Origin of the sequence: Streptomyces sp. NPDC003300 (assembly GCF_040610915.1) — a bacterium.
GTDB lineage: Bacteria > Actinomycetota > Actinomycetes > Streptomycetales > Streptomycetaceae > Actinacidiphila.
In genome coordinates this window covers 218,029-227,673 of the sequence record NZ_JBEXNE010000013.1, presented here as the reverse complement: position 1 = coordinate 227,673, position 9,645 = coordinate 218,029, and the positions used below count along the sequence as shown (strand labels likewise).

Annotated in this window: 6 protein-coding genes; 2 read left to right on the top strand and 4 right to left on the bottom strand. The window is 71.5% G+C overall.

The features are described 5' to 3' along the window. Positions 1–250 precede the first annotated feature (250 nt). Positions 251–1,555 carry an extracellular solute-binding protein gene (locus ABZX65_RS20765; protein ID WP_355341763.1) on the bottom strand — a complete coding sequence of 435 codons (1,305 nt, stop codon included), beginning with the start codon at positions 1,553–1,555 and terminating at the stop codon, positions 251–253. A 469-nt stretch (positions 1,556–2,024) separates the two neighbouring features. Between ABZX65_RS20765 and ABZX65_RS20760 the strand changes: the two genes are divergently transcribed. Both ABZX65_RS20760 and ABZX65_RS20755 read left to right on the top strand, forming a co-directional pair. Then, positions 2,025–4,997: a discoidin domain-containing protein gene (locus ABZX65_RS20760; protein ID WP_355341790.1), complete on the top strand. Its 2,973-nt coding sequence runs from the start codon at positions 2,025–2,027 to the stop codon at positions 4,995–4,997. 138 nt (positions 4,998–5,135) lie between these two features. Continuing rightward, complete coding sequence (locus ABZX65_RS20755; protein ID WP_188285245.1) at positions 5,136–6,188, top strand: LacI family DNA-binding transcriptional regulator; 1,053 nt, start codon at positions 5,136–5,138, stop codon at positions 6,186–6,188. A gap of 354 nt (positions 6,189–6,542) precedes the next feature. Here the strand turns inward: ABZX65_RS20755 and ABZX65_RS20750 are convergent, their stop codons facing one another. The 3 genes from ABZX65_RS20750 to ABZX65_RS20740 form a co-directional block, all read right to left on the bottom strand. Next, a complete protein-coding gene (locus ABZX65_RS20750; protein ID WP_355341759.1) occupies positions 6,543–7,247 on the bottom strand; it encodes a 4'-phosphopantetheinyl transferase superfamily protein in 705 nt (234 codons plus the stop codon). Further along, a complete protein-coding gene (locus ABZX65_RS20745) occupies positions 7,244–8,110 on the bottom strand; it encodes a metallophosphoesterase (protein ID WP_355341756.1) in 867 nt (288 codons plus the stop codon). The genes ABZX65_RS20750 and ABZX65_RS20745 overlap by 4 nt, the downstream gene beginning before the upstream one ends. Positions 8,111–8,308: 198 nt before the next feature. Further along, a complete protein-coding gene (locus ABZX65_RS20740) occupies positions 8,309–9,502 on the bottom strand; it encodes an acetyl-CoA C-acyltransferase (RefSeq protein ID WP_355341753.1) in 1,194 nt (397 codons plus the stop codon). Positions 9,503–9,645 lie beyond the last annotated feature (143 nt).

Sequence of the window (9,645 nt, the reverse complement as noted above, 5' to 3'; positions counted from 1 at the left end):
CCCGGTAGAACCGGAGCACCCCCCGTGGGGGGCCGCCCCCCCCCGCCCCCCCCCGCCCGCGCGCCCCCCGCGGCTCAGCGGTCCGCGCGGACGGCGGGATCCGGTGGCCGCCCGCCGCGATCCGGCGGCCACTTCGGTCCGGGAGTCCGGGCTCGGGGCCCGGCTCCGGGACGTCGGAAGGGTGGTGCCGGGACCGGCGGGTCATGGGCGGCGCGAGCGGCGCCCGGCACCCGTGCCCGCCGGCCGGGCACTACTCGCCGATGTTCTTGATCTCGGCGTTGGCGTTGCTCCACGCCTTGTCCACGCTCGCCTTGCCCTGTTCGACCGAGACCAGGGCGTTGCCGTAGATGTTGCCGATGTCGGCGCCGTGCGGGCCGAGCGGCTGCGGCTTCAGGTTCTTCGCGGAGTCGGAGAAGATCTTGCCGGTGGGCGCGCCGTTGAACATCGGGTCGGTGAGGTTCGCGATGTCGGGCGAGGTCCACAGCGCCTGGTCGGAGGGGAAGAAGCCCTTGTTCTTGAAGAGCCAGGCTTCCTGGGTAGGCGCGGTGAGCCACTTGGCCAGCTCGACGGCGGCCTTGGTGTGCTTGCCCTGCTTGGGCACCGTCAGATAGGAGCCGCCCCAGTTGCCGCCGCCGCCGGGGATGGTGGCGATGTCCCACTTGCCGCCGTCGGCGGGCGGGTTGGCCTTGAACTCGTAGCTCATCCAGGCCGGGCAGGTCACGGTGGCGAACTGGCTCTTGCGGAAGCCGGTGTCCCAGGCGGGGGTGAAGGCGGCGATACCGGCCGACTCACCGTCCTTGATGGCGCCCGCGACCGTGTCGAACGCCTGCTTGACCGCCGGGTTGGACGCGGCGACGACCTTGCCGTCCGCGTCGTAGAACGCCTGCGGCGCCTGGGCGGTCATCGCGGAGAAGACATTGCTGCCCGCGTCGAACCACTTGACCTTCTTGTCCGGGCTCTTGGCGAGGAACTGCTTGCCGGTGGAGAAGTAGGAGTCCCAGCTCGACACCAGCGAGGAGACGGCCTGCCGGTCGGTGGGCAGCCCGGCCTTCTGGAAGAGGTCGGCGCGGTAGCACAGCGCCATGCCGCCCATGTCGGTGCCGAGGCCGAAGAGCGAGGAGCCGTCCCGGCTGGAGGCGGGGGCGGTCTTGGACGGCACCCACTGGTTCTTGTCGACGCCCTCGTCCAGGAAGTTGACGAATTTGCTCGCCTCGGACTGGAAGCCCGCGACCTGGCCGATCTCGATCGCCTCGATGTCGGCGGTGCCGCTGCCCGCGACCAGGTGCGCGTGCAGGTTCTGGTGGTGGGCGCCCAGGTCGGCGCGGTTCTCCTTGATCGTGATGTTCGGGTGGAGCTTGTGGTACTGGGCGTAGAGGTCCTTGTAGCCGAAGTCCGAGAACAGGTTCACGGTGAGCGTGGTCTTGGCGTCGGCGTCGTCGCCGGAACCGGACTTGGACGTCGAGTCGCTTCCGCAGCCGGTGGCCAGGAGCGCGGCGGCCAGTACGGCGCCCCCTCCCGCGAGCCACGTCCTGCGTCTGTTTCCTGTGTCGCTCATGGGGACTTCCTCGGATTTCTCGGTCTCTGGGCGGACGGGCGGGGCGGCCGGAGGGACCCCGGGGCAGGCAGGAAAAGAACGCTTGGAGAGCGCTCTCCCAATGCCGGTACATTCACGCCCCGCACGGGCGTGTGTCAAGACCCGGTACTCCGATCCGCACCGGATACGCACGTTCCGACGGTGAACAGACCTGCCAATTCAGGATGTTAGAGGCCATAACGAGCATGACATGTCGTCATCTCGTGTCCGATGCCTTGACACCCCGGAAACGGGGACGCAACCATCTGCCCACTGAGAGAGCGCTCTCCCGAATGCTCCATGCCCCGGAACCCGCCGTCCCGGAGAGCCGCACCCTCCCTCCCTCACCTCCCCCCGCAGGAGAATCGGCATGAGAGCCTCACACTCACCGACCGCCCGGTTCAGATCCCTTCCACCATCGCTGCGCGCGGCCCTTCTGGTGCTCCTCGCCATGGGCCTCGCGCTGTACGCGCTCGCCGTCCCCACCACGGCCGCGCACGCCGCCGACACCCTGCTCTCGCAGGGCAAGCCCGCCACCGCGTCCAGCACCGAGGGCGCCGGTTACCCGGCCTCCGCCGCGGTCGACGGCGACGCCGGCACCCGCTGGGCCAGCGCCTGGAGCGACCCGCAGTGGCTCCAGGTCGACCTCGGCGCCACCTCCACCGTCAGCAAGGTCGTGCTGAACTGGGAGAACTACGCGACGGCGTACCAGATCCAGGTCTCCGACACCGGCACCGGCGGCTGGACGACGATCTACTCCACGACCACCGGCACCGGCGGCACCCAGACCCTCACGGTCAGCGGCACCGGCCGGTACGTCCGGATCAACGGCACCGTGCGCAACAACGGCTACGGCTACTCGCTGTGGGAGTTCCAGGTGTACGGCACCGCGGGCTCCGGCGGCACGGGCGGTACGACCGGCGGTGACAACGGCGGTACGGGCACGCCGCCGCCCGGCAACTGGACCACGGTGTGGAGCGACGACTTCACCGGCGCGGCCGGCACCTCGCCCAGCGCCGCCAACTGGATCACGGACACCGGCACCGCCTACCCCGGCGGCCCCGCCAACTGGGGCACCGGCGAGGTCGACACCGCCACCAACTCCCCCGCGAACGTGGGCCTCGACGGCAACGGCCACCTCAACCTGACGGCCCTGAAGTCGGGTACGGCCTGGACGTCCGGCCGGATCGAGTCCAAGCGGACCGACTTCGCGGCGCCCGCGGGCGGCCAGCTCCAGATCTCCGCCACGCTCAAGCAGCCGAATCCGGCCAAGGCGCTGGGCTACTGGCCGTCCTTCCGCGCGATGGGCGCCGCCTTCCGGGGCAACCCCGGCGCGTGGCCGGCCGTCGGCGAGAGCGACATCATGGAGAACGTCAACGGCCGCTCGCAGCTCTCGGCGACCCTGCACTGCGGCACCGCGCCCGGCGGCAACTGCGACGAGTACAACGGCAAGACCAGCGGCCTGGCCACCTGCTCCGGCTGCCAGACCGGCTACCACACGTACTCCGAGATCATCGACCGCACGAAGTCCGACGAGCAGATCCGCTACTACCTCGACGGCAAGCAGATCTGGCAGGTCAGCGAGTCGCAGGTCGGCGTCGCGACCTGGGAGGCGGCCGTGCACCACGGCGTCTTCGTGGACTTCAGCCTCCGGATCGGCGGCTCCTACCCCAACTCCGTCTGCGGCTGCACCTCTCCGGCCGCCGACACCTCCTCCGGCGGCGCGCTGAGCATCGACAACGTGACGGTCTCCCAGATCGCCGCGGGCACCGTGCCGACCCCGCTCACCGACCCCCCGGTGCCGACCGGCGCCAGCGACGTGCACGTCACGGGCGGCCAGGGCAACTGGAAGCTGACCGTCAACGGGGCGCCGTACACCGTCAAGGGCATGACCTGGGGTCCGTCCAACGACACGGCGAACGCGCACATGCGTGACCTGAAGGCGATGGGCGTCAACACCGTGCGCACCTGGGGCACCGACGCGGGCACCAAGCCGCTGCTGGACGCCGCCGCGCAGTTCGGTCTGAAGGTGGTCAACGGCTTCTGGCTCAACCAGGGCGCGGACTACGTCAACGACACGGCGTACAAGACCAACACGCTCAACGACATCAAGAACTGGGTGACGACGTACAAGAACCACCCGGGTGTGCTGATGTGGGACGTCGGCAACGAGGTCATCCTGACCACGCAGGACCACTACTCGGGCGCCGCGATCGAGCAACAGCGCATCGCCTACGCGAAGTTCGTCGAGCAGGTGACGCAGGCGATCCACGCGATCGACCCGAACCACCCGGTGACGTCGACGGACGCGTGGACCGGCGCGTGGCCGTACTACAAGCAGTACACGCCGTCGCTCGACCTCTACGCGGTCAACTCCTACGGCGCGGTCTGCAATGTGAAGCAGGACTGGATCAACGGCGGTTACACCAAGCCGTACATCGTCACCGAGACCGGCGAGGCCGGCGAGTGGGAGGTGCCGAACGACGCGAACGGGGTGCCCACCGAGCCGACGGACATCCAGAAGCGGGACGCGTACCTGTCCGCGTGGAACTGCATCTCGGGCCACACCGGGGTGGCGCTCGGCGCCACGATCTTCCACTACGGCAACGAGAACGACTTCGGCGGCGTGTGGTTCAACGTCCGCCCGGCGAGCTGGAACCGGATGATGTACTACTCGGTGGCGAAGGACTACGGCGGCACGCCGCAGGCCAACACCCCGCCGGTGATCAGCTCGATGACGGTCGGCAACAGCGGTTCCGTCCCGGCCGGCGGCACCTTCGACGTCTCGGCGTCGGCGACCGATCCGGACGGCGATCTGATCCGGTATCAGCTCATGTACTCCACCAAGTACGTGGACAGCGGGACCGGTCTGCAACAGGTCACGTTCACGCAGACCGGCGACGGCAGGTTCACGGTGACCGCGCCCAAGACGCTCGGGGTGTGGAAGGTGTACGTGTACGCCTTCGACGGGCACGGGAACGTGGGTATCGAGACCAAGTCGTTCCGCGTGGTGGCGCCGACGGTCGGCGGTACGAACGTGGCGCTCGGCAAGCCGACGACCGCGTCCTCGTACCAGCAGACCGGCAACGGGGCGCCGTTCCCGCCGTCGAACACCACGGACGGGCGCTGGGACACCCGGTGGGCGACCGACTGGACCGACGCGCAGTGGCTGCGGGTCGACCTCGGGCAGACCACCGCGATCAAGCACATCCAGCTCGGCTGGGAGTCCGCCTACGGGAAGTCGTACCAGGTGCAGGTGTCCAACGACGGCAACACGTGGACGGACATCTACAGCACGACCACCGCGACCGGCGGCGTGGAGACGTTCGACGTCAACGGGTCCGGCCGCTATGTGCGGCTGAATCTGACGCAGCGCGGCACGGCCTACGGGTACTCGCTGTACGAGTTCGGGGTGTACGCGTGACCCGGGTGACCGGGGCGCGCGGTTGAGACCGGGGCGGGGCGCGGCGGGCCTGTGGGGGGCCGCCGTACCCCGCCCCATCTGCGTGTTGTCCGGCCAGGACTTAGGGAGAGCGCTCTCCGTGCGTGGTATAACTGGACCATGACGAGCAGCCGTCCTGCCGGGCCCCGCCTGCCCACACTGGAAGACGTCGCGCGGTCCGCCGGGGTGTCGCGGGCGACGGTGTCCCGTGTGGTCAACGGGACGCGCAATGTCGATCCGGAGATCCAGAAGGTCGTCCAGGAGGCGGTCGAGGCGACCGGGTACATCCCCAATCGCGCGGCCAGGTCGCTGGTCACCCGGCGTACGGACTCGGTCGCGCTGGTCTTCTCCGTGCCCGACCACCACGCGGCCGACGACCCCTTCCTCGGGCAGGTCTTCAGCGACCCGTTCTTCGGCCGGATAGTGGGCGGCCTGCTCACGGTGCTGCGCCCGCGCGGCGTGCACCCCTTGCTGATGCTCGCCGACTCCGAGAAGGCGCGGCGCTCGCTGGTGCCGAATCTGCGGCAGGAGCACATCGACGGCGTGGTGCTGGTGTCGATCGCGCCGGGCGACCCGCTGCCGTCCCTGCTCACCGAGGCCGGGCTGCCGACCGTGCTGTTCGCCCGGCCGGCCACGCCGATCCCGATCAGCTTCGTGGACGTCGCGCAGCAGGCGGGCGCGAAGCTCGCCGCCGAGCGCCTGCTGGCCCGCGGCTGCCGCCGGATCACCACCATCGCGGGCCCGGCCGACTCCCCCGCGGGCCAGGACCGCCTCGCGGGCTTCCGCGAGGCGATGGCCGAGCACGGCTACGCGTACGTCCCCAGCGTCGAGGGCAGCTTCACGCAGGAGGGCGGCGAGCGGGCGATGAAGCAGTTGCTGTCCGAACAGCCCGACACCGACGGCGTGTTCGTCGCCAACGACCTCATGGCCCAGGGCGCCCTTCTCGTCCTGCGCGACCACGGCCGCCGCGTGCCCGACGACGTGGCCGTCATCGGCTTCGACGACAGCAGCGCCGCCCTGTCCTCCCGCCCCCTGCTCACCACCATCCGCCAGCCGGTGGAGGACATGGCCGCGGAAATGGCGAAGCTCCTGATGGCCCTCATCGACGACCCCGCTCAGCAGACCCGCTCAGCGATCTTCAAAACAACCCTGATCCCCCGCGAATCCGCCTGACGGCGGAGGTCATCAACCGCGCCCGCCCCCACGTCCCGCAGCGGGACGGCACCCGCGCCCGCCACGATTCCGCCCGACGGCGCAGCCCGTTGAACGCCCACCGACGCTCGGTACCGGCACTCCGCCACGCGGCGCCTGACGGTGCAGGTCGTTTGGCGTCTGCCCGGACTTGGCCACCCGGCTGCTGTCGCACGGAAGCCCAGCGGCGGAGGCCGTTGGGCGGATTGGGTCGGGGGTTCGGCGGGTTGCGGCGCTGGCTCGGCGGACGGGGCGCCTTGGCGGAATTCCGGGCTGGGCCGCCAGGCCGCGCACGGGTCCGGGGCGCGAGGTGCTGGGGCCGGGGTGTCGCGGGGGTCAAGCGGCAGGCGCAGCCGTTGGGTTGGGGACGACGATCGCCGTGGTGACGAGGCCGTTGCGGGTGGTCCAGCGGCCGGTGAAGATGTCGGGGCCGATGTTCTCGGCGAGGAGGGGGCCGGGGATCAGGAGGCGGGCGGTGTAGCCGCCGCGGTCGGGGGCGTCGGGGTCGCGGGTGAAGAGGAGTTCGGCCTCCTCGAAGCCGAGCATCTTGCGGTGGAAGGGATACCACGCCTTGTAGACGGTCTCCTTGGCGCTGAACAGCAGCCGGTCCCAGTGGATTTCGGGTGCTTCCTCGCCCAGCCGCTCCAGCGCGGCGGCCTCCGCGTCGGTGGCGGTGACGACCTTGAGCACCCCCTCGGGCAGCGGGCCGTGCGGCTCCGCGTCGATGCCGAGGGTGTGGACGTCGGAGGTACGGGCGACCGCCGCGGCACGGTAGCCGTCGCAGTGGGTGATGCTGCCGACGACGCCGGCCGGCCAGACCGGCGCGCCCCGGTCGGGGTCGCGCGGGATCGGCCCCGGCGCGATCCCGAGCCCGGCCAGCGCGGCGCGGGCGCAGGCGCGGCCCGCCGCGTACTCGGCGCGGCGCTTGGCGACCGCCTTGGCGACGGCCGCGGCCTCCTCGGGGAAGAGCGGCGCACCGTCGAGTTCCGCGCCGTACACGGCCCGTGAGCGGACGGCGGCGGGCAGCAGGTGCTCGATCACCGGCGGACGCCCTGACGTCCGGCCAGTATCCGCCGCGGCCCCGCGGGCCCGGTGTCGCGGCGCCCCCACTCGCGCGGGTAGCCGAGCGAGACCTCGGTGAAGCGGACGCCGTCGCGCCACATCACGCGCGGGATGTGCAGATGCCCGTAGACGACCTCGGCGGCCCGGAAGCGGGTGTGCCACTGCTCGGTGCGCTCGGTGCCGCACCACAGCGCGAACGACGGGTAGCGCAGGATGCGCGTCGGGTCGCGGTGCAGCGGGAAGTGGTTGGCCAGCACCGTCGGCAGCGCCGGGTCCAGCGCCTCCAGGCGCGCCTCGGTCTCGGCCACCCGGACCCGGCACCAGTCGTCGAGGCCCGGCAGCGGGTCGGGGTGCAGGAACCGCTCGTCGTTGCAGATCACGCCGAGGTCCCGCGAGTGCGCCAGCGCCTCTTCCTTGGTGGTGGCACCGGGCGTGCCGTCGCGCCACGTGTAGTCGTACAGCAGGAACATCGGCACGACCGCGACCGGCCCCCGCTCGCCCTCCCACAAGAGGTACGGGTCCTCGGGCGTGATGACGCCGAGGCGGCGGATCTCCTCGACCAGGTGGCGGTAACGGGCCTCGCCGCGCAGTTGCACCGGGTCGTCCGGCGGGGTCCACAGCTCGTGGTTGCCCGGCAGCCAGATGACGGTGGAGAAGTGCTCCTTGAGCGTGCTGAGCGCCCAGATGATGTCCTCGGAGTTCTCGGCGACGTCTCCGGCGACGATCAGCCAGTCCTCGTCCGTCCCCGGCCGCAACTGCTCCACGATGAGGCGGTTGGCCGCGTAACCGACGTGCAGGTCACTGATCGCGAGTAGCTGCGCCCCGCTGTCGGGGCCGGTCAACGTGCGTCAACTCGTCCGCTAAGTGGTGTAGGCACGCGATCGATTGTCCCAGACGGCGGCGGATGGCACCGGGCTTTCGGGTCCGCGGGCGGGTGTCACGGAGGTGGTTCCCGTCACCCTCGCCGCCGTTTCGCCCGGCCGGCGGCACCGTCGCACCGACACGGATCGAGCGCGCGTCCGTCGCGCGTCCGTCACCGCTCAGTCGCGGTCGACCAGCACCGCCGTGCCCTGGCCGACCCCGACGCACATGGTGGCCAGGCCCCGGCGGGCGCCGGTGCGGTTCATCCGGTGCAGCAAGGTGGTGAGGATACGGGCGCCCGAGCAGCCGAGCGGGTGGCCGAGGGCGATGGCGCCGCCGTCGGGGTTGACCAGTTCGGGGTCGACGCCGAGTTCGCGCACGGAGGCCAGCGCCTGGGCGGCGAACGCCTCGTTGAACTCGGCCTCCTCGACGCTGTCGACGGTCCTGCCGAGCCGGGCGAGCACGCGCCGGGTCGCCGGGACCGGCCCGACGCCCATGACGTCCGGGTGCACTCCGGCGCTGGCCCCGGCCGCGTACCGGCCGAGGGATTCGAGTCCGAGGTCGCCCAGCGCCTCCTCGCTGACCAGCAGCAGCCCGGCGGCGCCGTCGTTCATCGGCGAGGCGTTGCCCGCGGTGACCGTCCCGGTGCCGTCCTTGCGGAAGACCGGCTTGAGCGCGGCCAGCCGCTCGGCCGTGGTGTCCTCGCGGATGCACTCGTCCCGCGTGACGACCACGCCGTCGGGCCGGGTGACGGGCAGGATCTCGGCGTCGAAGAGGCTCTTCTCACGGGCCGCGGCGGCATTGCGGTGGCTGCGCAGCGCGAAGGCGTCCTGGTCGGCGCGGCTGACGCCGTACCGCGTGGCGACCTCCTCCGCCGTCTCCCCCATCGCCAGCACGCCGTGCAGTTCGCGCATCCGGTCGTTGGTGAGCCGCCAGCCGAGCCGGGTGTCGTACGTCGGCATCGTGTGCGGCAGCGCGTCGTCGGGGCGGGGCAGGACGAAGGGGGCGCGGCTCATCGACTCGGAGCCGCCCGCGACCACGATGTCGGCCTCGCCCGCCGCGATCATGCGGGCGGCGGCGGTGACGGCTTCGAGCCCGGACGCGCAGAGCCGGTTGACGGTGGCGCCGGGCACGCTGTCCGGCAGGCCCGCGAGCAGCACGGCCATCCGCGCCACATTGCGGTTGTCCTCGCCCGACTGATTCGCCGCGCCCCAGTAGACGTCGTCGATCCTGGCGGGGTCGAGCGCGGGCACGCCGTCCAGCAGACCGCGCAGCACGGTCGCCGCCAGGTCGTCGGGGCGGACCGTGGAGAGCGCTCCCCGCAGCTTCCCGATGGGGGTGCGGCGGGCGGCGGCGAAGTGGACAGGTCGCATCGCGTGCTCCTCCTGGCGGGACCCGATGGTGCGGGTCGGGCGGCCCCGGGTGTGGGTACGTACCGCCCCCGTAAACTAGCACCGCAAGTTTACGGGGGCGAGGGCCGCTCCCGGCACTCCCCAGCCCCGCCGTTGCCGCGGTC